Origin of the sequence: Amycolatopsis coloradensis (assembly GCF_037997115.1) — a bacterium.
GTDB classification, from domain to species: Bacteria; Actinomycetota; Actinomycetes; order Mycobacteriales; family Pseudonocardiaceae; genus Amycolatopsis; species Amycolatopsis coloradensis_A.
The window spans coordinates 2,619,534-2,644,522 of record NZ_CP150484.1; the positions used below are offsets into that span (position 1 = coordinate 2,619,534).

Annotated in this window: 25 protein-coding genes; 10 read left to right on the forward strand and 15 right to left on the reverse strand. The window is 68.5% G+C overall.

What is annotated here, in order from left to right; genetic code table 11:
- Window positions 1-59 precede the first annotated feature (59 nt).
- Window positions 60-1,493 (forward strand): NAD(P)/FAD-dependent oxidoreductase, encoded by a 1,434-nt coding sequence (locus tag LCL61_RS12400; protein ID WP_340686976.1) that lies wholly within the window; start codon window positions 60-62, stop codon window positions 1,491-1,493.
- Here LCL61_RS12400 and LCL61_RS12405 read toward each other — a convergent pair.
- Window positions 1,481-2,038, reverse strand: a complete 558-nt coding sequence (locus tag LCL61_RS12405; RefSeq protein ID WP_340686977.1) for a TetR/AcrR family transcriptional regulator — start codon at window positions 2,036-2,038, stop codon at window positions 1,481-1,483. The two genes, LCL61_RS12400 and LCL61_RS12405, sit on opposite strands and share 13 nt — an antisense overlap.
- Window positions 2,017-2,817, reverse strand: a complete 801-nt coding sequence (locus LCL61_RS12410) for an SGNH/GDSL hydrolase family protein (protein ID WP_340686978.1) — start codon at window positions 2,815-2,817, stop codon at window positions 2,017-2,019. The genes LCL61_RS12405 and LCL61_RS12410 overlap by 22 nt, the downstream gene beginning before the upstream one ends.
- 94 nt (window positions 2,818-2,911) lie before the next feature.
- Here LCL61_RS12410 and LCL61_RS12415 point away from each other — a divergent pair, with 94 nt between their 5' ends.
- Window positions 2,912-3,499, forward strand: a complete 588-nt coding sequence (locus LCL61_RS12415) for a DinB family protein (RefSeq protein WP_340686979.1) — start codon at window positions 2,912-2,914, stop codon at window positions 3,497-3,499.
- On the opposite strand, the gene LCL61_RS12420 is transcribed toward LCL61_RS12415, so the two are convergent.
- On the reverse strand, window positions 3,462-4,952 hold the full coding sequence (locus tag LCL61_RS12420) for a GAF domain-containing protein (RefSeq protein ID WP_340686980.1): 1,491 nt from the start codon (window positions 4,950-4,952) through the stop codon (window positions 3,462-3,464). The genes LCL61_RS12415 and LCL61_RS12420 overlap by 38 nt on opposite strands.
- A gap of 105 nt (window positions 4,953-5,057) precedes the next feature.
- Between LCL61_RS12420 and exaC the strand changes: the two genes are divergently transcribed.
- Complete coding sequence (exaC, locus tag LCL61_RS12425; RefSeq protein ID WP_340686981.1) at window positions 5,058-6,581, forward strand: acetaldehyde dehydrogenase ExaC; 1,524 nt, start codon at window positions 5,058-5,060, stop codon at window positions 6,579-6,581.
- Entirely contained in the window at window positions 6,581-6,964 is a 384-nt protein-coding gene (locus LCL61_RS12430) for a DUF779 domain-containing protein (RefSeq protein ID WP_340686982.1), read from the forward strand. Before exaC ends, LCL61_RS12430 begins: the two co-directional genes overlap by 1 nt.
- On the opposite strand, the gene LCL61_RS12435 is transcribed toward LCL61_RS12430, so the two are convergent.
- Window positions 6,918-7,490, reverse strand: a complete 573-nt coding sequence (locus LCL61_RS12435; protein WP_340686983.1) for a TIGR03086 family metal-binding protein — start codon at window positions 7,488-7,490, stop codon at window positions 6,918-6,920. The genes LCL61_RS12430 and LCL61_RS12435 overlap by 47 nt on opposite strands.
- A 40-nt stretch (window positions 7,491-7,530) precedes the next feature.
- On the opposite strand from LCL61_RS12435, the gene LCL61_RS12440 reads away from it, so the two are divergent.
- A complete protein-coding gene (locus tag LCL61_RS12440) occupies window positions 7,531-8,226 on the forward strand; it encodes an MOSC domain-containing protein (protein ID WP_340686984.1) in 696 nt (231 codons plus the stop codon).
- On the forward strand, window positions 8,216-8,827 hold the full coding sequence (locus LCL61_RS12445; protein ID WP_340686985.1) for a TetR/AcrR family transcriptional regulator: 612 nt from the start codon (window positions 8,216-8,218) through the stop codon (window positions 8,825-8,827). Before LCL61_RS12440 ends, LCL61_RS12445 begins: the two co-directional genes overlap by 11 nt.
- Before the next feature lie 49 nt (window positions 8,828-8,876).
- On the opposite strand, the gene LCL61_RS12450 is transcribed toward LCL61_RS12445, so the two are convergent.
- Together LCL61_RS12450 and LCL61_RS12455 are read right to left on the reverse strand one after the other, a co-directional pair.
- Window positions 8,877-10,457 (reverse strand): beta-N-acetylhexosaminidase, encoded by a 1,581-nt coding sequence (locus tag LCL61_RS12450; RefSeq protein ID WP_340686986.1) that lies wholly within the window; start codon window positions 10,455-10,457, stop codon window positions 8,877-8,879.
- A 109-nt stretch (window positions 10,458-10,566) separates the two neighbouring features.
- On the reverse strand, window positions 10,567-12,438 hold the full coding sequence (locus LCL61_RS12455; protein WP_340686987.1) for a propionyl-CoA synthetase: 1,872 nt from the start codon (window positions 12,436-12,438) through the stop codon (window positions 10,567-10,569).
- Between the two features lie 183 nt (window positions 12,439-12,621).
- On the opposite strand from LCL61_RS12455, the gene LCL61_RS12460 reads away from it, so the two are divergent.
- Window positions 12,622-14,385, forward strand: coding sequence for a serine/threonine-protein kinase (locus LCL61_RS12460; RefSeq protein ID WP_340686988.1), 1,764 nt, complete (start codon window positions 12,622-12,624; stop codon window positions 14,383-14,385).
- Window positions 14,386-14,584: 199 nt separating this feature from the next.
- On the opposite strand, the gene LCL61_RS12465 is transcribed toward LCL61_RS12460, so the two are convergent.
- A complete protein-coding gene (locus tag LCL61_RS12465) occupies window positions 14,585-14,953 on the reverse strand; it encodes a hypothetical protein (RefSeq protein ID WP_340686989.1) in 369 nt (122 codons plus the stop codon).
- Here LCL61_RS12465 and LCL61_RS12470 point away from each other — a divergent pair.
- Window positions 14,937-15,176: a hypothetical protein gene (locus tag LCL61_RS12470; RefSeq protein WP_340686990.1), complete on the forward strand. Its 240-nt coding sequence runs from the start codon at window positions 14,937-14,939 to the stop codon at window positions 15,174-15,176. The genes LCL61_RS12465 and LCL61_RS12470 overlap by 17 nt on opposite strands.
- Before the next feature lie 36 nt (window positions 15,177-15,212).
- Here the strand turns inward: LCL61_RS12470 and LCL61_RS12475 are convergent, their stop codons facing one another.
- Entirely contained in the window at window positions 15,213-16,256 is a 1,044-nt protein-coding gene (locus LCL61_RS12475) for a hypothetical protein (RefSeq protein WP_340686991.1), read from the reverse strand.
- 84 nt (window positions 16,257-16,340) lie between these two features.
- Window positions 16,341-17,912 carry a dolichyl-phosphate-mannose--protein mannosyltransferase gene (locus LCL61_RS12480; RefSeq protein ID WP_125674145.1) on the reverse strand — a complete coding sequence of 524 codons (1,572 nt, stop codon included), beginning with the start codon at window positions 17,910-17,912 and terminating at the stop codon, window positions 16,341-16,343.
- Window positions 17,913-17,980: 68 nt separating this feature from the next.
- Between LCL61_RS12480 and rsmI the strand changes: the two genes are divergently transcribed.
- A complete protein-coding gene (gene rsmI, locus LCL61_RS12485; protein WP_340686992.1) occupies window positions 17,981-18,817 on the forward strand; it encodes a 16S rRNA (cytidine(1402)-2'-O)-methyltransferase in 837 nt (278 codons plus the stop codon).
- Here rsmI and LCL61_RS12490 read toward each other — a convergent pair.
- On the reverse strand, window positions 18,814-19,290 hold the full coding sequence (locus LCL61_RS12490) for a QsdR family transcriptional regulator (protein ID WP_340686993.1): 477 nt from the start codon (window positions 19,288-19,290) through the stop codon (window positions 18,814-18,816). The genes rsmI and LCL61_RS12490 overlap by 4 nt on opposite strands.
- Before the next feature lie 177 nt (window positions 19,291-19,467).
- On the opposite strand from LCL61_RS12490, the gene LCL61_RS12495 reads away from it, so the two are divergent.
- Window positions 19,468-20,427 carry a quinone oxidoreductase family protein gene (locus tag LCL61_RS12495; RefSeq protein WP_340686994.1) on the forward strand — a complete coding sequence of 320 codons (960 nt, stop codon included), beginning with the start codon at window positions 19,468-19,470 and terminating at the stop codon, window positions 20,425-20,427.
- A 1-nt stretch (window position 20,428) separates the two neighbouring features.
- On the opposite strand, the gene LCL61_RS12500 is transcribed toward LCL61_RS12495, so the two are convergent.
- From LCL61_RS12500 to LCL61_RS12520, 5 genes are all read right to left on the reverse strand, one after another.
- Entirely contained in the window at window positions 20,429-21,706 is a 1,278-nt protein-coding gene (locus LCL61_RS12500; protein WP_340686995.1) for an aminodeoxychorismate synthase component I, read from the reverse strand.
- Window positions 21,707-21,815: 109 nt separating this feature from the next.
- Window positions 21,816-22,436, reverse strand: coding sequence for a glycoside hydrolase family 25 protein (locus tag LCL61_RS12505; protein ID WP_340686996.1), 621 nt, complete (start codon window positions 22,434-22,436; stop codon window positions 21,816-21,818).
- An 86-nt stretch (window positions 22,437-22,522) separates the two neighbouring features.
- A complete protein-coding gene (locus LCL61_RS12510; RefSeq protein WP_340686997.1) occupies window positions 22,523-23,287 on the reverse strand; it encodes an ABC transporter permease in 765 nt (254 codons plus the stop codon).
- Window positions 23,277-24,287 (reverse strand): ATP-binding cassette domain-containing protein, encoded by a 1,011-nt coding sequence (locus LCL61_RS12515; RefSeq protein WP_340686998.1) that lies wholly within the window; start codon window positions 24,285-24,287, stop codon window positions 23,277-23,279. The genes LCL61_RS12510 and LCL61_RS12515 overlap by 11 nt, the downstream gene beginning before the upstream one ends.
- 88 nt (window positions 24,288-24,375) lie before the next feature.
- Window positions 24,376-24,969 carry a PadR family transcriptional regulator gene (locus tag LCL61_RS12520; protein WP_340686999.1) on the reverse strand — a complete coding sequence of 198 codons (594 nt, stop codon included), beginning with the start codon at window positions 24,967-24,969 and terminating at the stop codon, window positions 24,376-24,378.
- Between the last annotated feature and the right edge of the window lie 20 nt (window positions 24,970-24,989).

A 24,989-nucleotide genomic window follows, 5' to 3' on the forward strand; every position in this document is an offset into this window, starting at 1 on the left:
TAGGAGAGAGGTCCGACAATATTCGGGTGAGCTGTCGCCGATCCCGGCAAGGGGGCACTATGGCGGTCGACGTGTCGGTGGTCGGTTCCGGCCCGAACGGGCTCGCGGCCGCGGTCCTGCTGGTCAGAGCGGGGCTGACGGTCGAAGTACACGAGGCGGCGGAGGAGATCGGCGGCGGGACGCGCACGGCTTCGCTGTTCGAAGACGAAGTCCGGCACGATATCTGCGCCACCGGGCATCCGCTGGCAGCGGCGTCCCCGTTCTTCCGCTGGTTCGATCTCGCCGCGCACGGCGTCGATCTCCTGCGGCCGGAGATCGCGTACGCGCATCCTCTGGACGGTGGCCGGGCCGGGCTCGCTTACGAAGATCTCGACCGGACCTGTGACGCACTCGGCGCGGACGGCCCCCGGTGGCGCCGCCTGCTGGGGCCGCTGGCCGAACACAGCCGCGAGCTGGCCGAAATCCTGCTCGGGGACCTTCGCCGACCTCCCCGCGATCCTCGGGTCGCCGCCCTTCTCCCGGCCAGGATCGCGATGCTCGCCGCCGGTCTGGAACGCCGCCTGTTCACCGGCCCGGAAGCGCCCGCCCTCCTCGCCGGAGTCTCCGCGCACGTGATGGGCCGTCAACCTTCGCTCGTGGCGGCAGGCGCGACACTCCTGCTCGGCCACTTGGCGCACTCGACCGGCTGGCCGATCGCCCGCGGCGGCAGCCAGGCCATCACCGAGGCGCTCGCCGCCGATGTCCGCGCGCGGGGCGGCCGGATCCACACCGGCAGCCGGATCACCGATCTGCGGCAACTCGCGACGTCGCGTACGGTGATCCTCGACGTCGCCCCGCGCGGTTTCCTGCAGATCGCGCGCGATCTGCTGCCGCCGAGATACCGGACGGCGCTGGAGTCCTACCGCTACGGACCAGGCGTGGCGAAGGTGGATTTCCTGGTTTCCGAACCGGTTCCGTGGGCGGTCCCGGAGGTCGGCAAGGCGGGCACCGTCCATCTCGGAGGCACGCGGGACGAGGTGTACGCCGCCGAAAACGCCGTCGCGCGCGGGGAAGACCCGGACGACCGGTTCGTGCTCGTGTCGGATCCGATGGCGCTCGACCCGTCCCGCGGGCTGCCGGGCAAGCGGCCGGTGTGGGCGTATTGCCATGTGCCGCAAGGGGATCCGCGAGACGCCACGGAGCTGGTCCGGCGGCGGATCGAACGGTTCGCGCCCGGATTCTCCGACACGGTCCTGGCGAGCCGCTGTCTCACCGCGCCGGAACTCGAGGCGTACAACGCGAACTATCCCGGCGGCGATGTCGCCGCCGGCGCGGTGGATCTGCGGCAGGTGCTCGGACGCCCGGTCGCCCGGTGGAATCCGCATCGGACCCCGCTCGGCGGTGTCTTCCTGTGTTCGGCGGCGACGGCGCCGGGGCCCGGTGTGCATGGGATGGGCGGCTGGCATGCCGCGAAAGCCGTACTGGGCGAGGATTTCCCGGTTCAGCCCAGATAGGCGTCGAGGGTGACGGCCAGCGCCCTTTCCGGTGAGGGCGCGAAGCTCGCGCCCGCCAGCCCGCCCCAGAGCCACAGCTGGGCGAGGCCGTGCAGCGACGCCCACAGCGAGGACGCGAGCAGCCGCGGATCGGTCGCGGGATGCCAGCCGCCTTCCTGAAGTTCGGCGACCATCGCGGCGAAGAAGTCGAAGACCGCGCTGCTGACCCGCGTGAGTTCGGGATCGTCCGCGTCGATGAGGTCGCGGCGGAACATCAGCTCGAACATCGCCGGATTGGCCAGTGCGAAATCGAGATAACCGTGGCAGGCCGCGATGAGCCGTTCGCGCGGGGGCCCGTCCGGCAGGCCGGTGCCACGGTCGAGCAGTTCGGTGTAGCCGCGGGTGGCGACCGCCGAAAGCAGGGCCGCGCGGCCGGGGAAATGCCGCAGCGGCGCGCCGTGCGAAACGCCGGCGGCCTTGGCGATCCCGCGCAGCGTCACGGCGCCGACGCCCTCTTCGGCCAGCAGGTTCGCCGCGGTGTCGATCAGGCGGGTTCGGGCGCCCACGACCGGGTCTCCTCGTGGACGGGCAGGAGTTCGGGGCGCTTCGGCAGGAAACCGTCGCCCGGCTGACGGCCGATGAGCCGGTTGCGGAACCGGCTGACCGCCACCGGGAGGACCTCTCGCGTCAGCCACCGCAGATCCGCGCGCAGGCCGGGGCGTCCCGCCGAGCCGGGCAACGGGGCGAGCCAGGCCGGGTCGTGGGGGACGCCGAGCCTGCCGAGGACGTGCCCGGCCAGGCGTCGATGGCCCTGCTCGGACAGGTGCAGCCGATCCGGGCCGAAGTAGCGGGAATCGTGCGCGGCGTCGTCCGGCCAGAGGTCGACGAGGGTCGCGCCGTAGCTGACGGACGCCTCGCGGACGGCGTCGTTCAGCGCGGTGAGGCGGGGGTGCATGCGGTGGCCCATCGGCATGCGGTGGGAGATGTCGCTGAGGGTGAAGGTGACGACCACCGGCGCGATCTCGGCGCAGGCACGGATGGCCGTGTCGACCCGGCGGGCGACCGTGCGCGCGTCCCAGCCTCGGCTCATCACGTCGTTGCCGCCGCCGAACAAGGCGATCAGATCCGGCTGGAGCCTGCTCGCCGCCGGGGTCTGTTCGGCGTGGATCTGGTCGAGCCTGCGGCCGCGGACCGCGAGATTGGCGTAGCGGAAACCGGGCTCTTCCTCGGCGAGGCGTGCCGCGACGAAGTCGGCCCAGCCGCGGTAGAAGCCACCCGACGGATGCGGATCGGCCAGCCCTTCGGCGCAGCTGTCGCCGAGCGCGACGAAACGTTGGTAGCCCATCCAGATCTCCGTAACCGCAGGTTCATCTTGTGGACACTGTCTATCAAACTGATGTAGACGCTGTCTACTCGGCGCGACCTGGCAGGCTCGGGTCATGATCGACGACGTCGCGAAAGAGTGCTTGCACAGCGAACTGCGAGAGGTCCGCGAGGTGCTGGTCCGGAAGCTCGACGGGCTGGGCGAATACGAGATCCGCCGTCCCCTTACCCGGACCGGAACCAACCTTCTCGGCTTGGTGAAGCACCTGGCGCTCTGGGAGTCCCGGTACTTCGGCGAGGTCTTCGACCGGCCGTTCCCCGAGCCCCTGCCCCGCTGGGACGACCTCGGGCAACGCGGCACCGACCTGTGGGCCACCGGGCACGAGACCCGTGAGGAGATCGTCGGCCGCTACCGGCGCGCCTGGGCGCACTCCGACGCGACTATCGCGGCTCTGGCCCTTGATGCGCCCGGTCATGTTCCCTGGTGGCCGCGTCCGCGGGTGGTGCTGGTCAACGTCCTGGTCCACATGCTCACCGAGACCGGCCGTCACGCCGGGCACGCCGACATCCTGCGCGAACAACTGGACGGCTCGACCGAGGCGGCCACCGGGCAGCGCGACGAGGCCTTCTGGGAAGCCCGGCGCGATCGGATCGAGCAAGCAGCCGTCAAGTACGCCCGGACAGAACGCGGGCTCGATGGGTGAAGGCGACAGCGCGCCGGGGATCGCCGTCCGGGAGGACCCGGCAGAGCGCGTCGACGATTTCCAGGTCGTCGGCCCCGCTCGGGGTCTCCCAGTACGACCACAGCGCCGCCGCGTCCCCGCTGCCGAGCACGACCCGCCGGACCGACGCGGTGACCGACTCGCGCTCCTCGCGCACGGCGGGTGACTCCGATTCGGGCAGCAGCGGCCCGCGGAACGCGTTCGCGGCCCCGGCGACGTCGCCTCGTTTGAGCGCCGCGCGGACGCGCAGGAAGTCGGCGTCGACCTCGGCGGAAAGCCGGTACGGCCGCGTCTGCACGATGTCGGACCCGAGTTGTGTCCGCAGCCGGTGGATCTCCGCGCGAACGGTCACCGGATTGCCGCTCTCGCCGTAGAGCAACAGGGCCAGGCGCTCCGCCGAGAGGCCGCCCGGGTGCAGGGCGAGCAGTGTGAGGATCTCCGCGTGCCGCAAGGTGAACGGCACGTCACGACCGTCCACTATGGTCGATGACGGCCCGTCGGTGAGGAACTCCAGCGCGAGCCGCGGACGCCTCGACGGGCCCCGGTTCCGCAGGCGCAGCAGGTAGCCCTCGCCCAACGGCTCCACCGTGCCGAGCCGTCCGTCGGGCAGGGTGACCGCGCCGCCGCCGGGTCGGATGTCCACAGTGGAGGGAAGATCGCCGCAGGCTTCGGCCGCGAGCACGCGTCCCTTCGCGGAAAGCAGGGCACCCGGCGCGCCGCGCAACGCCTCCAGATGGGTCATGTTCGCGGCGCGCAACCGTTCATCGCGCATCGCGAGCCGGGCCCGCAACTGGCCCTCGGCGAGCTGCGCGGCCGCCGTGACCAGTGCGAGCATCGCGGGGTGGACCGTCCGCAGCGGGCCGCTGACGTCGATCGACCCGAGCAGCGCGCCGGTCTCCGGATCGCGCACGGGCGCGGCCGCGCAGGTCCAGCCGTGATAGGTGCGCACCAGGTGCTCGGCCGAGTAGATCTGCACCGGTTCCCCGGTGGCGAGCGTGGTGCCCATCGCGTTCGTCCCGATGACGTCTTCACTCCATCGGGTGCCCTCGGCGAGCATCACACCGTCCGCGTGCCGCAGCACGCCCGCCGCCCCCTCGCGCCACAGGATGTGCCCGGCCGCGTCGGTCACGATCATCATGTGTTCGGCGTCTTCGGCGATGCTCACCAGTGTCTGCCGCAGGATCGGCAGCACCGGGGCCAGCGGATGCTCGTTCCGCAGGCCGCTCACCTCGCCGGAGTCGTAGACCAGCGGCGCGACGCCCTTGTCCGGGTCGACGCGCGCGGCGAGCGAGCGATTCCACGAAGCCGACACGATCGACCTGGGGGAACGGGGAGCGGGAACACCGGAGAGGACGGCGTCGTGGACGTCCTTCAACAGCCGCGCGTACGCCTGAGGGTCACGCGGCGACGCTTCACCTCCGGGCAGCTCCGCCACGTTTCCGAGGATAGGTGACCGCGCTCACTTCGTTGCAACGTCCGTGCAACCTCACCCGCCCTAGCTTCGCCGTCATCCGTCACCCCTAGCGATGAGGCAGGAAAGATGGCCAAGTACGCGGCACCGAACACCGAAGGCAGCGTCGTCAGCTACGAATCGCGCTACGACCACTACATCGGAGGCGAGTACGTACCGCCCGCGAGCGGCCAGTACTTCGAGAACCCCACCCCGGTGACCGGACAGGTGTTCACCGAGGTCGCCCGCGGCACCGCCGCCGACATCGACCGCGCGCTCGACGCGGCCGAAGGCGCGGCCGCGGCCTGGGGCCGGACGTCGGTGGACGAACGCGCGAACGTGCTGCTCCGGATCGCCGACAGGATGGAACAGAACCTCGAAGCGATCGCCGTCGCCGAATCGTGGGAGAACGGCAAACCGGTCCGGGAGACCCTCGCCGCCGACATCCCCCTCGCGATCGACCACTTCCGCTACTTCGCCGGCGCCCTGCGCGCCCAGGAGGGCGGCATCTCCCAGCTCGACGACAACACCGTCGCCTACCACTTCCACGAGCCGCTCGGCGTCGTCGGCCAGATCATCCCGTGGAACTTCCCGCTGCTGATGGCGGTCTGGAAACTCGCGCCGGCGCTCGCCGCCGGCAACGCGATCGTGCTCAAACCCGCCGAGCAGACCCCGGCGTCGATCCACCTGCTGATGTCGCTCATCGGCGATCTGATTCCGCCGGGCGTGCTCAACATCGTCAACGGCTTCGGCGTCGAGGCGGGCAAGCCGCTCGCTTCGAGCAACCGTGTGCGGAAGGTCGCCTTCACCGGCGAGACCACCACCGGACGGCTGATCCTGCAGTACGCCAGCGAGAACATCATCCCGGTCACCGTCGAACTCGGCGGCAAGAGCCCGAACATCTTCTTCGACGACGTGGCCGCGGCCGACGACGCGTTCTACGACAAGGCTCAGGAAGGGTTCGCGCTCTTCGCGCTGAACCAGGGCGAGGTCTGCACCTGCCCGTCGCGGGCGCTGATCCAGTCCGGTATCTACGACCGGTTCCTCGGCGACGCCGTCGAGCGGGTCAAGAAGATCAAGCAGGGCCACCCGCTCGACACCGAGACGCAGATCGGCGCGCAGGCCTCCAACGACCAGCTGGAGAAGATCCTTTCCTACATCGACATCGGGCAGAAGGAAGGCGCGAAGATCCTCACCGGTGGCGAGCGCAGCGACCTCGGCGGCGAACTGTCCGGCGGGTACTACGTGCAGCCGACGGTCTTCGAGGGCGACAACAAGATGCGGATCTTCCAGGAGGAGATCTTCGGCCCGGTCGTCTCGGTGGCGAAGTTCGACGACTACGCCGACGCGCTGAAGATCGCCAACGACACGCTGTACGGCCTCGGCGCCGGTGTCTGGTCGCGTGACGGCAACACCGCCTACCGCGCCGGCCGGGACATCCAGGCGGGCCGGGTGTGGGTCAACAACTACCACGCGTACCCGGCGCACGCGGCCTTCGGCGGCTACAAGGCGTCCGGGATCGGGCGCGAGAACCACAAGATGATGCTGGACCACTACCAGCAGACCAAGAACATGCTGGTGTCCTATTCGGACAGTGCGCTCGGGTTCTTCTGATGGCCGAGCGGGTCGGCTTGACACCGGCCGCCGCGGAGCTGCTGCGGCGGCTGGTGTCACTCCACGGGCCGGTCATGTTCCACCAGTCCGGCGGATGCTGCGACGGGAGCGCCCCGATGTGCTACCCGGCGGGCGAATTCCGCACCGGGGCGTCCGACGTCCACCTTGCTGACCTGAGCGTCGAGGGCATCGACGACGTTCCGGTGTGGATGTCGGGCCCCCAGTTCGAGTACTGGAAGCACACGCATCTGACCATCGACGTCGTTCCGGGCCGGGGGAGCGGTTTCTCCTTGGAGGCGCCCGAAGGGGTCCGCTTCCTGGTGCGTTCCCGGCTGTTCAGCGATGAGGAATCGGCTGAGCTGAACGGCCCAGCAACGCGATGAGCCGGTCGCCCGGTCCGGCGCCCGGCGGTGCCTCGACAGCGTGGTCGAAAGCGCCGCCGGGCCCGCGTACCGGCATCACGTCGGGGTAGCGGCTCGCCACCTTCAACGCGGCCGTCGCGAGTTCGTCGTCCCAGTGGTGTTCACGGCCCAGGGCGGTATCGAGGTCCCAGTCGTGGGTGAGGGTGTCGACGAATAGCACGGCCAAGACGTTCTTTCCCGGGAGCGGGCCGAAGTTCCCGAAGTCGAAGGTCTTCTCCAGAGCTTGGGAATCGAAGGCCGCGAGGAACTCGGCGGAACTCTCTTCGTAGGACTTGGCGAGGTCGTCGTCGGCCGACGGCCGGGTCTTCATCGGGTGGCCGGTCGCCTGCGCGGTGCGGGAATCGTGCCCCTCGATCAGGTGTTTCACGATGTCGCGGACGGTCCACTCGGCGCAGGGGGTCGAGCGGTCCCAGTCGTCCGCGCCGATTCCGGCGATCGTGGTCCCCGTGGCGCGATGTGCCCTTGTCGTGAGCGTGATGAGATCCATGGCCGCAATGTATACGAACGATCGTGCTATCTTCTAGGGTGTGAGCACTCTCGAAGTGAACGAGGTCTTCGTCGGGCGGCCGTCGGTGCTGGGGGTCAAGCGTGACGTCCCGGTGTACAGCGCCATCGCGAAGTCGCGGGTGGAAGCGCCGTCCCTGAAGCTGGACGAGATCAACCTGGCCGGCGACGACCAAGCGGATCGGACCGTCCATGGCGGTGTCGACAAAGCGGTTTACGTCTACCCGGCGACGCACTACGCGGCCTGGGCCGAGCAGGGCTTCCCGGTGGTCGCGGGCGACTTCGGGGAGAACGTGTCGGTGACGGGCGCCGATGAGTACGACGTGCGCGTCGGTGACGTCTGGGCTTGGGGAGACGCGCTGGTCCAGGTGTCGCAGCCGCGCACGCCGTGCTTCAAGCTCGCGATGAAGACCGGGCGCAAGGACGTCATCCCGGCCATGATCGATTCCGGGCGCAGTGGCTGGTACCTGCGGGTGCTCCGGACGGGCGAGGTGCCCACTTCGGGACGCATGACGCTCGAAGAACGCGATCCGGTGAATCCGACGATCGCCGAGGTCTACGTCGCGTCGTTCACCAACGTCGCCCAGTTGGAGGGCGACCGCCACGACGCGTACTGGTCGCTGCTGGACCGGGTGCTCGCGGCGCCGGCGCTTTCCCGGCAGTACCGTGACGGCCTGGAATCGGCGAAGAGGCGGCGAGAGGAACGGAATGCCGGTTGACGGCCGGGTGGCCCGCGGTGACGCGACGAGGCGGATCGTGCTCCGGCGCGCCGTCGACATCGCGTCCGTCGAAGGGCTCGACGGGTTGTCCCTCGGCAGGCTCGCCACCGAACTGGAATTGAGCAAATCCGGGGTGTTCGCGTTGTTCGGTTCCAAGGAGGAACTGCAGCTCGCGGCGGTCGAGACGGCGAGCGCGATCTTCGCGGAGAACGTCGTCGAGCCGACACTGCGCGTCGAGCAGGGGATCGCGCGCTTGCGCGCGCTGTGCGCGAACTGGCTCGACTACTCGGAACGCCGGGTGTTCCCGGGTGGCTGTTTCTTCTTCAACGCCGGCGCCGAGTTCGACGCGCGGACCGGCCGGGTCCACGACGCGGTCGCGAACGCGAGCCGCGCCTTCGCCCAGTTCATCCGGTCCACTGTCGTCGAGGCGCGGAAGGCGGGGCACCTACGGGAGTCCGTCGACGTGAACCGGCTGGCGTTCGAACTGAACGCGCTCGGGCGGGCCGCGAACGCCGACTCGGTGATGTTCGGGGACGCGGAGCCCTACGCGCTGGCCCGGGCCGCCATCACCGCTCGCCTCGACGCCGCGGCCATGCAATGAAAGGTCCCTTCCTGGCGAAATTTGCCAAGAAGGGACCTTTCCTAGCGCGCTACTTCCAGTCGACCTGCGTGGACCGGTAGAAGTCGATGCCCTGCTGAACCCAGCGCGGGCTCTGCTTCGCCAGCCGGAGCCGGTAGGCGTCCCAGGTCCGGGATTCCTTCGGTGACCAGCCGATCTCGGCGTACCCCGGCAGCCTCGGGAACGCCATGAATTCGATGTGGTCACTGGTGATCAGCGTTTCCGACCACAGCGGAGCCTCGACGCCGATGACGTTCTTCTCCGACACACCCTGCAGATACGTGGCCGGATCCCAGTCGTAACCGGTCTTGACCTCGATCAGCCCGGCCCAGCTCAGCCCGAGCGGCGTCTGCGGGTGGTACTTCATGTCCAGGTACGCCTTGTTCGCGGGCGACATCAGGATCTTGTTGCCGCGCGCCGCCGCTTCGGCCACGTGGGCGTCCGTGCCGGTCGTGCCCCAGAACTGCGGGACGGCCGAAACCGGCGGTTTCGTCTTGGCGATGTCGTGCCAGCCGGTGATCGTCTTGCCGTACTTCGCGACGATCGGATGCACCTTCGTGGCGAAGGTCTGGTAGTCCTCCGGCGTGGTCGAGTGGGCTTCGTCGCCACCGATGTTGATGTACTTGCCGGGGGTGATCGCCGACAGTTCGCGGATGACGTCGTCGACGAACTTGTAGGTGATGTCCTTGCCGATGCACAGCGAGCTGTAGCCGACCTCGATGTCCGTGCGCGGCGGCACCGCCTTGCCGTCACAGTTCAGCTCGGCGTAGGAGTGCTGCGCCGCGTTGGTGTGTCCCGGCATGTCGATCTCGGGAACGATTGTGATGTGCCGCGAAGCCGCGTAGCGCACCAGGTCCTTGTACTGCTCTTGCGTGTAGTAGCCGCCGGGCGCGCCGCCGACGGCCGTCTGGCCGCCCACGGTCGCCAGCTTCGGCCAGCTCTTGATCTCGATCCGCCAGCCCTGGTCGTCGGTCAGGTGCAGGTGAAGGTTGTTGATCTTGTACTGCGCGATCTGGTCGATGTAGAGCTTGACCTGCGCCGGCGTGAAGAAATGCCGGGCGACGTCGAGCATCGCGCTGCGGTAGCCGAAGCGCGGGTAGTCGAGCACCGTGCCGCCCGAAACCACCCACGATCGCTTCTGGACGGTCTTCGCCTCGATCGCGGACGGGAGCAGCTGGCGCAGTGTCTGCACGCCGAGGAACAGGCCGTCGTCGGTGTTCGCCTTCAAGGTCACGCCGGACCGCGACACCTTGAGCTGGTAACCCTCGGCGCCCACACGGTCGCTCGCCCGGCCGGTCTCGAGCGAGATGGCGGGGCCGCCGCCACGGTGACCGCTGACGACGGGCAGCCGGTAGCCGGTGGCGGGCCGGAGCAGGTCTGCCAGGTACTCGGCGACCTGCCTGCCTTCGCGGTCGGTGCGGATGACGGTCGCGGGACCGAGCCGGAAGTCGGAGCGGGGATCGGGTTTCGCGTCCACCGGCGCCGGGACGACGTCGGCGACGGTCCGTTCGGCCTTCGCGTGCTGCCCCGCGCTCGCCGTCGCGGGCAGGCCGAGCGTCACGAGACTCAGGACCGCCACGCCGAGCACGGTTCTGGACAGGCGTTTACTCATGGAGCACCTCCGGTCGGATAACTGGAGACTCTCTTCCCTGAGAAGGTATAGACCAATAGGGCAAACACGACAACACCCGATCGGACCAGTACGCCGTACCGATCACCGGTCACTCGCCGCGCAGAACCGCTTTCAGGGCATCGAGAACGCTCGCGTCCTCGATCGTCGAAGGCACCTGCTCGTCGCGGCCGTCGGCGATCCCGCGCATGGTCTTGCGCAGGATCTTCCCGGACCGCGTCTTCGGCAACGCGTCCACAATGGACACGTCGCGGAACGCCGCGACCGGCCCGATGTCGCGCCGCACCAGCGCGACCAACTCGGCCTTGAGCGTTTCCGCGTCGACCTCGGTGCCCGACTTCAGCACCACGAAACCGCGCGGAAGCTGACCCTTGAGCTGATCACGGACGCCGATCACCGCGCATTCGGCGACGGCGGGGTGCGATGCCAGCACGGCCTCCATCGAACCGGTGGAAAGCCGGTGGCCCGCGACGTTGATGACGTCGTCGGTGCGGCCCATGACGAACAGGTAGCCGTCTTCGTCGACGTATCCCGAGTCACCCGTCAGGTAGTGGCCTTCGTACCGCGATAGGTACGCCTCGCGATACCGCTCGTCGTCCTGCCACAACGTCGGCAGCGAACCCGGCGGGAGCGGCAGTTTGATGGCGATGGCGCCCTCCCGTCCGGAGGGGAGCGGTTCGCCCGCCTGGTCCAGGATCCGCACGTCCCAGCCCGGCACCGGTTTCGTCGCGGAACCGGGTTTGACCGGCATCGGTTCCAGCCCGCGCGGATTCGCCGCGATCGGCCAGCCGGTCTCGGTCTGCCACCAGTGATCGATCACCGGTACGCCGAGTTTGCCGTGCGCCCAGTGATACGTCTCCGGATCGAGCCGTTCACCGGCCATGAACAACGTCTTGAACTCGCTGAGCTGGTATTTTCCGATTTCGCTAGCGTCCGGATCGACCTTCTTGATCGCCCGCAACGCCGTCGGCGCGGTGAACAACGCCTTCACCCCGTGATCGGCGATGACCCGCCAGAACGCGCCCGCGTCCGGTGTCCCGACCGGTTTGCCCTCGTACATGATCGTGGTCGCCCCGATGAGGAGCGGCGCGTACACGATGTAGGAATGGCCGACGACCCAGCCGACGTCGGACGCCGTCCACCAGACGTCGCCGGGCCGGATGTCGTAGATCGCGCCCATCGACCAGGCCAGCGCGACCGCGTGCCCGCCCGTATCGCGCACGACGCCCTTCGGCTTACCCGTCGTGCCGGAGGTGTACAGGATGTACAGCGGGTCGGTGGCCGCGACCGGTACCGGGTCGGCGGGTGAGGCCTTCGCGACGAGTTCGGCCCAGTCGGCGTCGCGTTCGCCCAGTTCGGCTCGAGCACGCTCGCGCTGCAGCACCACGACCTTGTCCGGTTGATGGACGGTGCCCGCGAGCGCCTCGTCGATGATCGGCTTGTACTCGACGATCCGCGTCGGCTCGATCCCGCACGAGGCGGCCACGATGACCTTGGGTTTCGCGTCCTCGATCCGCGCCGCCAGCTCCTTGGGCGCGAAGCCGCCGAAAACGACCGAGTGCACCGCGCCGAGCCGGGCGCACGCCAGCATCGCGACCGCGGCCTCGGGGACCATCGGCATGTACACGATGACGCGGTCGCCCTTCCCGACACCGAGCGAGGCGAGCGCGCCGGCGAAGCGCGCGACGTCGTCCAGCAGTTCCGAGTAGGTGAACCGGCGGACCGAATCGGTGACGGGGGAATCCCAGATCAGCGCCGTCCGCTCGCCGCGGCCGTCCCGCACGTGCCGGTCGAGCGCGTTGAACGCGGTGTTCAGTTCCCCGTCCGGGAACCAGCGGTAGAAAGGCGCCTTCGACGCGTCGAGCGCCCGCGTCGGCTGACGGGTCCAGTCGATCGCCTGCGCGGCTTCGAGCCAGAAACCCTCCGGGTCTTCGAGGCTCCGCTGGTACGACTCGGCGTGCATCGAATGCTCCTTCGCGTTCGGGTACCGGACCCATCATGGACTTCCGGCCGGGCCGATGCCCGGTGGTAACGGCGGAGAGACGCCCGCGACAACCCGGCAACCCTGTGAGGGCATGGAGCGTCCTAAGCTGGACTACGGGGAAAACCGCCGGAAACGGCCTAACGAGCGAGGGGAGCAGGGTCCATGGGACTAGCGAGCGCGCTGCTTTCGTTCGCGCACAGCCTGTTCGGACCAGGGATCTGGCCTGGGGACTGGGTGTGGGCGACGAGCACCGCGGGAGCGCTGGTCGCGCTGCTGCCCGCACTGGGAGCGATGGTCGTCGCGATCATCCGCAAAGGCACCGGCAACCGCTACGACGTGGTGACCCTGTCCATCTTCGGCGGGATCGGCGTCGTCGCCGTCTTCCTGCTGCCGTGGCTGCTGGCCACCGGGGTTTCGCAGACGTACCAGGAGGCCGCGTCCGAATCGGGCGGTAAGTCCGGCTTCTCCAGCAGCGACCTGGCGACCTTCAACGCCGACTACAGCCCGCTGATCGGGAAGCAGAGCGAGTACCTCGGCCGCGGCCAGAACGTGTACGAGGTCCTGTTCTACCCGAACGGGATGCAGCTCAGTTACATCTTCTACCTGATCCTGCTGGTCGGGCTGCCGGCGCTGTCGCTTCTGTTCGTGATGCTGCAGGCGCGCACCGCGTTCCGTCGCGGCCCGAAGTGGCCTTCGCGGTTCTTCTGGATCCCGTTCGTGCTGATGGTGCTGGCGAGCGTCGGCATGGGCGCGAACACGGCCGTGCACTTCTGGCTCGGGTTCCTGCCGTTCAGCGTGCTGGGCCTGATCCCGGTCGCGCTCGTCGGCCCGCCGCCGTGGTCGGTGATCAACCGGCCCGACCCACAGCCCCGGCAGAAGATCGAGCCGTACCGCCCGGAGCCGCCCGCCCCGAAACCGCAGCCGCAGCTGCCGCCCCCGCCCGCCAAGCAGTACCCGGCGACCGCGCTGGCACAGGCGCCCGAACCTCCCGCGCTGGCCGCGGTCCCCGGCCCGATCCCGCCGCCCCCGGGTTCGCGCAACTCCGGTGGCAGCCGCTACAAGCGCGTCCGGCGGCTCGGCCACGGTGGGTTCGGCACCGTGTGGGAAGCGATCGACACCCAGCTCAACCGCACGGTCGCGCTGAAGATCGCGCACGCGCCGGACCGGGACACCGAAGAGCGCATGCAGCGCGAGGCCAGGGCGCTGGCCGTGGTGAACCACCCCAACTGCGTGAAGGTGTACGACCTCGTCGAGGAACCCGACGGGCTCGCGCTGGTCATGGAGTACCTCGAGGGGCGCTCGCTGGCCGAGATCGTCGACTCGCAGGGCCCGCTCGACGACATCGCCGCCGGACGGCTCTGGTCGACCATGGCCGGCGCGCTCGCCGCGGCGCACGAGAAGGGTGTGCTGCACCGGGACCTCAAGCCGTCGAACATCATCCTCGACCGCAACGGGCTCGCGCACCTCATCGACTTCGGCATCGCCCGCAGCCAGGGCGACTCGAAGATGACCGCGACCGGGATGATGATCGGCACGCCGGACTTCGTCGCTCCCGAGCAGGCGATGGGCTCAGCGGCCAGCCCGGCTTCGGACGCCTGGCAGCTCGCCGCGACGGTCAGCTACGCGCTCTCGGGCCAGCCTCCGCGCGGCACCCGGGAGACCCCGATGGCCGCGCTGATGGCCGCCGCCCGCGCCGAACCGGTGTCGAAGCTGCCGAACCGCAGCGCGCACGCGCGGATCCTCATCGCGTCGCTCGACCAGGAGCCCCGCCGTCGTCCGACGCTCACCGCCGTGCGGCGCGACGTCGAAGGCTGGCTCGCTCGCGCGGGCAAGTCACCGGACGGCCCGGTGACGCAGATCGTGCCTCGCCGCCCTCCGCAGCCGCAGTCCCACCAGCAGCCGCAACCCCAGCGTCACCCGCGCTGACCTGCGGAAAGAGAGCAAGGGACCTTTGCTGTCGCGGCGGCGGAAGGTGTGTGGGAATAGAGACGTTGAGTGTCCCTATTTCCACACACCCCGTACTCCGCGTAGCGATGTGTACCGACCGTGTGGGTTTTGGGACATCTGACGTCCCAAAGCCCACACGGTCACCTGCGGAATGAGAGCAAAGGTCCCTTGCTCTCCCTCAGTCGATGACGACCCAGGTCCCGCCGCGCCAGGCCATGGTGAACGTCTTGGGCTCGGCGGCCATCATGGCGATCTGCGGGCTGATCGCGCCCGGCGGCACGACGACCTTGTCCGGTCCCTTGCTCTGCAGTTTCGCGCGGTCGACGCGGGTGGCCTTCAGCTTCTTGACGTCGTCGGCCGAGAGCATCCCGAACTGCACCGGGGTGAGGCTGCGGCATTCCTTCATCCCGCCGTCGAACGCCGGCGCGGTGATCCGGCAAACGGTGTCGAGGTCCTTGTCGCCCAAAGCGTGGTGATACTCCTCCAGCACATCGGCGGCTCCGTCCGGCGTGTGCGCCACCGCGCCGCCGGTGGCGGGTTTGGTCACCTCGGAGGCGATCGCCGAAGGCTTCGGCGAACTGGGCTGTGCGGTGCTGCTGGCCGGCGTCTCCGAGGTGCTCGGAACGGCCGAAGACTGCGGCGACGCGGCCCCCGGTGTCTGCTCCTCACACCCCGCGATCAAGAACAACGCCGCGGCCGCGCAGGCCGCTCCGAGCGGTCGGATCGTCATGATGCCCCCTGTCGGACTGCTGCTGACCAGGGGAGAGTAACAACTGTCGGCCAAGTGTCACACTTGAATCGGGAAATCAAGAATCGCCGGTGATCAGAGCCAGCATCGACACCGACAAGATGAGCTGAGCGGAGACGCAGGTCCGCGGCATCGCTTCCTTCTTCTTGCCGATGAAGTCGACCTGAACGACCTGTCCGTTGCCCAGCTGGACGCTCAGGGCGCAAGACTCCGCGGTCTGCTCGAACCTGGCCTTCAACGTGCCGAACTGCCCGTTCCGCACGTCCGCGCCCGCTTTCGGCGGCACGGCTTCGAGACCGCCCGTGCCGGTCGTGTACATCCCGACGGCCTTCGCGTAGGCCACTTCGTGAGTGCAGGTCGGTCCCAGCGGCCCTTCGCCCTTCTGAGCGCCTTCGCGGCCCGCGTTGATCCCGGCGTAGTTCGTATGAGTGAACTTGACGACTTCGCAGATGTCGGCGTTCTTCAGGGCTTCGGCAGCCGGCTCCTGAACGGTGCTCGGCGCCGGTTTGCCACCGGCGAGCGGGACGAACTTCTTCAGCACCACTTCGGCGACCTTCTTCGCCAGCTCGCAGTGCTCGGCACGAGTGCCCGCTTCGTCGCTGTCGACGTCATAGGCATCGACAGCGATCGAAGCGTAGGCGCGGACGTCCATGTTGACCGAACAGAACGTCGCCGGCTCCGGGTCGAAGGCGTACGTCCGGCCTTTGATTCCGGCGATCACCACCGGCTCCATCACCGGGGAGTCCTGCGTGATCCAGCTGTACGGACTGTAGGCGTGCACCTGCGCGCCCTTGTTGTCCGGGAACACGAACTGGCAACCGCTGAGCACGCCCTTCGTGCTCACGAGACCGAGCGGCTGGAGGTCCGGTTTGATCGACTCCAGCCAGTCACAGCCTTCCTCGCCCTGCTTCACAGGCAGGGCCAGCGGCTGGTCGAGTACCTGATCACTGAAACCCGACCCGTCGGCGGGCGGCTCGTACCGCGGGTACTTCGCGTCGCTCGCACCCGGCGCCGAGCCCTCGCGGAAAGCCTTCCCGTCGACGGCACTGGAACACCCGGTGAGCAGCAGGGCAACGGCCACGAAAACCGGCCAACGAGACATGACGACCCCCAGAAATCCTCAATTCGGACGGGAGTCTAAGCCGCTTCCGGACGTCTCGCTGGGTCTTCGCTCAACCGGTCGTGATCACTTCCATGACGGTAGCCACAACTCGGCGTTCCAGTGATCGTTGGTGATCGCGTTGCCGTTGAGAATCGGCCACAACCAGGCGAAATTGGCCACGACGAGGCCCACGTAGAGCGCGACGACGAGCATGCCGGTGCCCCGTCGTTCGAAACCGCGTTTCGCGCTGCCGAGGATCTGCCCGAGGATCAGCGTCAACCCGAGTACCAGGAAGGGCGCCAGCGGCGTCGCGTAGAAGTAGTACATCTGGCGGTCGAGGTTGGTGAACCACGGCAGGAACCCGGCAAGGTAACCGACGAGCACGGCGGCGTAGCGCCAGTCCGCGCGGAAGACCGACCGCCATACGCTCCAGCCGAGCATCGGCAGGGCCAGCCACCACATGGCGGGCGTGCCGATCAGCATCGTCGCCCGCACACAGGTCGACTCGCCGCAACCGGTCGCGTCGGTACCGCCCGCGTACGCGTAGAGCATCGGCCGCAGGCCCATCGGCCAGGTCCACGGCTTCGACTCCCACGGATGCGGCTTGTCCTTGGGCGTCACCAGGTTCGCGTGGAAGTCGAGGACGTTCATCGTGTAGTCGCCGAGCGACCGCAACGCGGGCGGCATCCAGGCCCAGAAACCCGGATCGATGTCCTTGATCGCCACGTAGTTGCGGTCGGTCGCGGTCTCGCTCGCGAACCAGGCCCAGTAGCAGGCGAGGTATACCAGGATCGGGATGACGACGATCGCCCACAGCGCCGGCAGCACGTCGCGGCGCAGCGTGCCGACCCAAGGCCGCTGCACCCCGGCGGCCCGGCGCGCGGCGACGTCGAAGAAGACGGTGAGCAGGCCGAACGCGGCGATGTAGTAGAGCGCCGACCACTTGACGCCGAAGGTCAGCCCGATCATCAGGCCGCCGGCGAACCGCCACCAGCGGAAACCCAGCTTCGGGCCGAACCGCGACTCGTCGATCCAGCCTTCACGGACGGCAACGGCGAGCCGCTGCCGCACCTGGTCGCGGTCGCACAGCACGCAGGCGAACGCGGCGAGGACGAAGAGCGCGATGAAGATGTCGAGCATCCCCATACGGGACTGCAGGTGCAGGACGCCGTCGCTGATCACCAGGATCCCCGCGACGGCGCCGAGCAGGGTCGAGCGGGTGAGGCGCCGGGCGATCCTGATGGTGAGGAACACGATCAGCGTGCCCGCCAGCGCGGGCATGATCCGCCAGCCCCAGGCGTTGTAGCCGAACAGCCATTCGCCGATCGCGATGAGATGCTTCGCCAGCGGCGGGTGGACGATCAGCTCGTAGCCGTAGTTGTCCTCGTAACCGCCGTTGCGCAGCATCTGCCACGCCTGGGGGACGTAGTGCTTCTCGTCGAAGACGGGCGTGCCCTTGTCCGTGGGCGTTCCCAGGTTCTGGATCCGGACGATGCCGCCGATGAGCGTCAGCACCAGCGTGACGATCCAGCCGCGCAGGCGATCGGTCGGCATGCCGCGGCCGAGGAGGGTGGCCTCCCGGTCACTCGGTGGCCTGAGCGCGTCGACCGGATCCGGCCGCACGCTCTCGTTGTCCCGGGTCAGCAGTGCGGTCACGGGGCATGATCCTACGGGCGGAAGAGTGAACTCGGTGTCCGGATCTGCGAACCGGTTAACCTTCGGGAATGACCGAAGGACGCCTCGTGCTGGCAGCCACCCCGCTCGGAGACGTCCGCGACGCTTCGCCGCGCCTGTCCGAAGCCCTCGCGACGGCCGACGTGATCGCCGCCGAAGACACGCGGCGCCTGCGCTCCCTCACCGCGGCTCTCGACGTCTCGCCGGTCGGGCGCGTCGTCAGCTTCTACGAGGACGTCGAGACGGCTCGCCTGCCGAAACTGCTCGAATCGCTCCAGTCGGGCGAGACAGTGGTCTTGGTGACCGACGCCGGTATGCCGAGTGTTTCGGATCCCGGATTCCGCCTGGTGGCGGCCTGCGTCGAGGCGGACGTGCCGGTGACCTGCCTGCCCGGCCCGTCGGCGGTGACCACGGCACTGGCGTTGTCCGGCCTGCCTTGCGACCGTTTCTGTTTCGAAGGGTTCGCTCCGCGCAAGCCCGGCGAACGCGCGAAATGGCTCGGTTCGCTGAAGGACGAGCCCCGCACGGCCGTATTCTTCGAATCTCCGCACCGTCTCGCGAGCACGCTCGCCGACGCCGCCGAGGTCCTGGGGCCCGACCGTCGCGCCGCCGTCTGCCGCGAACTGACCAAAACCTACGAAGAGGTCAAACGCGGCGATCTGCCTGAGTTGGCTGCCTGGGCCGCCGACGGGGTCAAGGGCGAGATCACCGTCGTCCTCGCGGGCGCGCCGCCGCGTTCGGTGAGCGTCGGAGATCTGGTCTCGGAGGTCGCGTCGCGTGTCTCGGCAGGTGAACGCCTGAAGTCCGCCGCCGCCGAGGTCGCCGAGGCCGCGGGAGTGTCGAAGAAGGAGCTTTACGACGCGGTGCTCGCGTCCCGCAAGAGCTAGGACAGCAAGGCCGTCACGGCCGCGTGTGCCTTCGCGGCATCGGGCTCCGCGCCGGTGATGACGTCCGTATAGATGAAGGACTCGCCGATCCGCACCAGCAGGTAGGCCAGGTCCTCGACCGGCAGCGGCGGGGTGAGCCGCCCGGCCGTGACCTCCTCGTCGAGGAACTGGCGCATTTTCGCGATCGCGCGGCTCTGCACCACGCTGGCCTTCGTCGTCAGGATCCGCAGCGCCCGCTCGGGCTCGTTGCGCAGGAACTCCCGGAAAGGTTTCGAGCCGTTCACGGTCCGGACGAAGGTGCCGACGAGTTCCGCGATCCCTTCCGCGCCGCGGCCGAGCTTGCCGGAAGCGCGCGCTTCGAAGACCTCGACGGTCATCGACCACAGGATCTCGCCGAGCAGCTGATCCCGGCCGCCGACCCACCGGTGCAGGGTCGCCCGGCTGATCCCCAGCTCACCGGCGAGTTCGCCCATGTCCACCCGGCGCCCGTCCAGGAACCGGGCGCGCGCGATCGTGAACGCGCGCAGGGCGTCCGGGCGCGGTGAGGTCAGCTGGCGTTCGAGTGCGGTTTCGATGAGTGAAACATATCACGGCATGTCTCAACCGTGAGACATATGCAAGAATGTCTCATCTCGACGAGGAGGATGCGGATGCGCGCAGTACAGGTGACCGAATTCGGCGGACCCGAGGTGCTCAACCTCGTCGACCTCCCCGAGCCCGTCCCGGGCCCAGGTCAGCAGCTGGTCGAGGTCGACCGGATCGGCGTCAACTACGCCGACACCCACCAGGCCGAGAACTCGTATCTCGCCCCGAGCAAGCTCCCGCTCGTCCCCGGCGGCGAGATCGTCGGCCGCACCGCGGACGGCAAGCGTGTCGTCGCGCTCCTCAACGGTGGCGGCGGCTACGCCGAGCGAGCGGTCGCCGACGAGGTCACCAGCTTCGACGTGCCGGACGGCGTCGACGACCTGACCGCGCTGTCCTTCATCGTCCAGGGCACCACCGCCTCGCTCCTGCTGCGCAAGAGCGCCCACCTCGAACCCGGCGAATCCGTCGTCGTGCACGCGGCCGCGGGCGGGGTCGGCTCCATCGCCGTGCAGCTGGCGAAGGCCTGGGGAGCGGGCCGGGTCATCGCGACCGCCAGCAGCGACGAGAAGCGCGCGCTCGCCCTCGAACTCGGCGCCGACGTCGCCATCGATTCGCGCGCCGAGAACATGACGGACGCTCTTCGCGAGGCGAACGGCGGCAAGCGCGTCGACATCGTGCTCGACATGACCGGCGGCACGGTCACGGACCAGAGCATCGCGGCCCTCGCGCCGTTCGGCCGCCTCGCGTTCTACGGCATGGCCAGCCGCGAGAACCCCAAGCCGATCGAAGCCCGCAACCTCCTCGGGCACAGCACCACCGTTTCCGGGATGTGGCTGCCGCACGCCTTCAAACTCCCCGGAAACGTCTTCGGGCGCACGCTCGACGAGCTTTTCGAGCTGGCACTCGCCGACCGGGTCCGCGCCATCGCCGGCGGTGAGTACGCGCTGTCCGATGCGCGCACCGCCCACGAGGCCCTGCGCTCGCGCGGCACGATGGGCAAGCTTCTGCTGGATCCCACCAAGTAGTTCAGCCGAGCAGGCGCTCCAGCGGGGCGGATTTGTGCAGGCATTCCTGCCATTCCGCTTCGCTGTCGGAGTCGGCGGTGATCCCGCCGCCGACTCCCAGCTCGATCGTGTCTTCGTGGATTTCGAAGGTTCTGATCGCGACGTTCAGTTCCAGCCCGGCGATCGGCGAAGCGAGTCCGATCGCGCCTGTGTAGACGCCACGCGCGGCCGGCTCCAGTTCGGCGATCAGATCCAGCGCGCGGATCTTCGGCGCGCCCGTGACGGAGCCCGGCGGGAAGGTGGCCGCCAGCAGTGCGGCGTCGTCGATGTCGTCGGCGAGGGATCCCTCCACAGTGGACTCCAGATGCCAGACCCCCGGCGCGGGCCGGACCGCGAGCAGTTCGGGAACCCGTACGGTGCCGGTGGCGCACACCCGCCCGAGATCGTTGCGGACGAGATCGGTGATCATCACGTTCTCGGCGACGTCCTTGGTGGATTCCCGCAGCCGCTGCGCGAGATGCGCGTCGGCGGCGTTCCGCCGCGGCAGCGTGCCCTTGATCGGCGTCGACCGGACGTGCCGCCCATTCCTGGCAAGGAAAAGCTCGGGGGAGAACGACACGACCGAGCCCCAGTCGCCGCTGAGGAACGCCGCCCGGCGTGCTCCCAGGCGACGCGCACCCTCGGCGAACAAGGCGATCGGGTCGCCGGTGAACTTCCCGCTGAAGCGAGCGCAGATATTCGCCTGGAACAGCTCTCCGGCTTCGATCGCGTGCACACAGGCTTTGACCGCGTCGTAGTGCTCCGAGGGAAGCGGACGCGACAACGGGCCGGAACTCCAAGCCGTCGCTTCGGGAACCTCGGCAAGGGCGGATTCCACCGCGGCCACTTCGTCGACCGGATCCGGGGCGTCGTCGGGAACCAGGGCTTCGAACCACCACGTACCGTCCGCGTCCAGCCGCAGCACCCTGTCGACCCAGCCCCAGGCAGCCGGAGGAAGCGCGCCGGACCGGCCGGCGGGATCGGTCAAGTCATAACCCAGGTAACCGAACCAGCCGCCCCCGACCGCGCCGGGTATCGCGTTACGAACGTCAGGCAGCAGGGTGGGGATCGCGAACGCTTCCGCCACGTCCCGGACAGGAGCCAGGGAAGCGTTGAGCGCGATGACCGCGCGCGACGAGAACCACTCTCCGCACAGTGCGGCGGGCGGTGCGAGTCCGAGCTTTTCGGCGCGTACCCCGAGGACCGCCAGCGCCCGTTCGGGCCCGACGTCCGTCCGCAGCCTCCGGCACATCAACCGCACGCGACATTGTCACCGTCCGGATAGCCGGAAAGGCAACCCGTGTCGGCCGGAAAGTGAGATCCGCGACCACGCGGTGACATCGTGCACACCCGTCGTCACGCAGTGAGCACTACAAGAGCACATCCGTGAGCTTGAAGGGGTAGACCACGGCGTCCTGCGCGATCGGTCCGTCCACACCGGGCAGCCCGGTACCGAAACCGTGCTGATGCAGGCCCAATCGCGAGTGGAACCATCCCGGTCTTCCCGGGATTTCGTTGTGCCTGACCAGCCACAACACCACTTCGCTGTCCGCCCACTTGTCCGGCCGCAAGCGGTTCGTCCAGCAGTCGAGCCCCGCGTACACCAGCACGCGTTCGACGCGCGCCGCGTGCCGGACGTGTTTGATCCACGCCTTGATGAACCGGTCGTCGACGCTGGGTGCCTCCACCTCGAGCGCGGGTGCGAGCGAACCGGGTGCGAACGCGCCGAGCGCGCTCGCGGTCCGCACGAAATGGTCGGCCTGGTCGTGGACGGCGCCGGGACGGGCGTAGTGCCGTGCGCCGGTATGGATGCCGGCGTGCTGCGCGCCGGTCAGATTGCGTTCCGCCGCTGCGTCCCGCCAGTTGGTGTTTTCGGTGACGGTGACCGACGCGAACCGGATGTCGGCGCCGCGCACCGCCGCCCAGTCCGTCACCGTCTCGCGGTGGGAGAGGGTGACGCCGTGCTCACCTTCCGGATCGATAGAACTCACCTGCCTCGAATTTCGCCCCAGAACGACCGAAAGGTCACCCTACGTCCGCGGAGCGGCCGCAAGGTGACCTTTCGGTTCAGCGTGTCTCAGGCGTTTTCGCGTTGGAACGTCCGTGAGCCCCACCAGATGGCCAGAACGGCCATGACCAGCACCACGACGCTCCCGGTGAACAGAGCGTCCATCGAGAAGTCACCCCGGAAACTGTTCCGCTCGACATCCACCACGTGCCGGAACGGATTGATGCGGGAAATCGTGTACAGCCACTCCGGCGCCGAGCCCGCGGTGATCGGGATCAGGATTCCGGAAAGCAGCAGCAGCGGCATGAGAACGGCGTTGAGCAAAGCCGGGAATGTGTCTTCGCTCTTGAGGGTCAACGCCAGCGCGTACGAGCACGACGCCAACGTGATGGACAGAAGGAAGACGATCACCAGGCTGAGCACGACGCCGCCGAACGGTGCGTTCAGGTCGAAGACCAGATACGCCAGCGCGATGATGAGCAAAGCCTGGACGACGGTCTGCAGCGCGTTGGCGAGCACCTTGCCCAGCAGCAACGCCACCCGGCTCACCGGTGTGACCCGCATCCGCTCGACCACGCCCGAGCGGTACTCCGCGAGGAGCCCGAACCCGACGAATGAGCTGCCGAACAGCGCGAGCTGCGCGATGATCGCCGGCGTGAAGATCATCCAGCCGTCCACATCGGACAGGCCTTGCGCGTTGAGCGCCTTCACCAGAAGCGGTCCGAAGAAGAACAAGTAGAGCAGCGGCTGCATGACGCCGATGGCCAGCCATGTCGGGTTGCGCAACGCCGCGAGCATGTCACGGCGGAAGATCAACCAGGTGTCATGCAACATGCGTGGTCTCCTTCTCCGCGGCGGCGTCGACCGGCGCGCCTTCTTCGGCGTCGCGCAGGCTCCTGCCCGTCAGGGTCAGGAAGACGTCGTCGAGCGTCGGCCGGTGCACCTGCATGGACGCCATCGCGATGCCACGCGCGTCCAGTGCTCGAAGCAGTTCGGGCATCGCGGTGTCGCCGCGAGGAACCCGGAATCGCACGGTGCCGTCGGTGACGGTCAGTTCGTGTGCTCCTTCGAGGCGGCCCGCGACCTCCGCGGTCTCGGCCGCCGATTCCGGTGAGACCCCGATGACGACGCTGTCACCGGAAACCCGCGCCTTCAACGAGTCCGGTGTGCCTTCGGCGACGATCTTCCCGTCGTCGATGACGATCAGCCGGTCCGAGAGCGCGTCGGCCTCGTCGAGGTAGTGCGTGGTCAGGAAGACCGTGACACCTTGCTCGTCGCGCAACCTCCGGATGTGGTCCCAGAGGTTCGCCCGGCTCTGCGGGTCGAGCCCTGTCGACGGTTCGTCGAGGAAGACGAGACCGGGTGAGTGGATCAGCCCGAGCGCGATGTCGAGACGGCGACGCTGTCCGCCCGACAGAGTCGCGGTCATCCGCTGGTCGAGCCCGGCGAGGTCCAGTTGTTCGGCGAGGACGGCCCCGCGTGCGAGCGCGTCCGCCTTGCTCATCCGATACAGCCTGCCTTGGAATTCGATCTCCTCGACGACCTTGCTCGCAGGCGCGGTGCCGCCGCCCTGAGCGACATAGCCGATTCGCCGACGCACCCCCAGCGGGTCGGCGAGCAGGTCGCAGCCGCCGACCGTCGCCTCACCGGCGGTGGGCTTGAGCAGCGTCGTCAGCATGCGCAGGGTCGTGGTCTTCCCCGCGCCGTTCGGTCCCAGGAAGCCGACCAGTTCCCCGGCCGACACGTCGAGATCGACGCCTTTGACGGCGTGGACCTCGCCCCCATTGCGGCCCTTGCGGCGGAACCGCCGCTCAAGGCCGCGTGCCTTGATCATGTCTACTCCTTTCGAGCGCCCAGCTAGTCAAGTTTGACTAGTGGCAGGACGCACTGTGCCCTAGGAGTCGTTCCGTAGTCAAATTTGATTACTTGGGCGGCGCGCCGAACACGGCTTCGTCGTCGCCTTCGCCCGCCATGACGTACTCGCCGGCTTCAAGACGGCCGATCAAATCCCGCATCCAGCTCACGTTCGCTTCCGCGTGCGCGCTCCACAGGCGGTACAGCTCGCTCACGTGCGGCGGTTTCCCCAGATCGACGGCGTGCTCACGGGCGTAATGAGTCGATTGGGCGTGCGCTTCCATGTTCGCCAGCTGCTGCTTCAGCAGGGCAAGTACCTGAGCGCGGGGAAGGGTCGGCATGAATGTGACCGCCGCAGACAGCGAGTACCCGGTGGCGTCGTCGCTCGACAACGCCCTGCCGAGTTGCACGAGGAACTCGGTCTCGCCGTCTTCGGTCAGTCTGTAGGCGACGCGATCGGGCCCGCCACCCGTCTCGACGTCCTCGACCTGTTCCAGCAGGCCTTCGGTGGTCATCTTCTTCAGCGCGTGATAGATCGAACCCGGCTGGACATTGCCCCACTTGTCGGCCGCCCACGAGAGAAGCTCGCGCCGGACCTGGTAGCCGTGTGCCTTCCCGTACATGCGCACAACACCCAGCACCAGCAGACGCGTGGCGGACACCGAGGCCTCCGATCCTCTCC